This window comes from Elizabethkingia argenteiflava, from assembly GCF_009904105.1.
GTDB classification, from domain to species: domain Bacteria; phylum Bacteroidota; class Bacteroidia; order Flavobacteriales; family Weeksellaceae; genus Elizabethkingia; species Elizabethkingia argenteiflava.
Window position 1 is genome coordinate 1 of sequence record NZ_JAAABJ010000152.1, and the last position, 428, is coordinate 428.

Here is a 428-nt window from a genome sequence, read left to right on the forward strand (position 1 = left end):
GAGATTTAACTTATTGTCCAGCCAGGATTTGCAGGTCTGGGTATATTTTTTTGCCCACTTTTCTTCATAGGCATGCAGCCTTTGATATCACTGCTCTTCATTATTAGCTTTTTAGATTGGCTTCATATCCTCCATAACCGCTTTTTTTTCCCTGTCAGGATCATAGCGCATTGAGCAGCGGATTTGATGAACCACGCAAAGTTGTACCCTGGTTTTAGGAAATACAGCCTCATACGCTTCGGGGAAACCTTTCAGTCCGTCTATGCAGGCAATCATAATATCTTCCACACCGCGTTTCTTCAGATCAGTGAGAACTCCAAGCCAGTATTTGGCCCCTTGATTTTCTGAACTATAAAGCCCAAGTACATCCTTTTTTCCTGCGATATCAACCCCGAGGATATTATAGATAGCACGGGTGTCAACAGCAC

The 428-nt window shown here is 43.2% G+C and carries 1 pseudogene; it reads right to left on the reverse strand.

The annotated features are described in order from the left end of the window. Positions 1-167: 167 nt before the first annotated feature. Positions 168-428 (reverse strand): annotated as a pseudogene (locus GNY06_RS01175) (transposase); the annotation flags it as partial.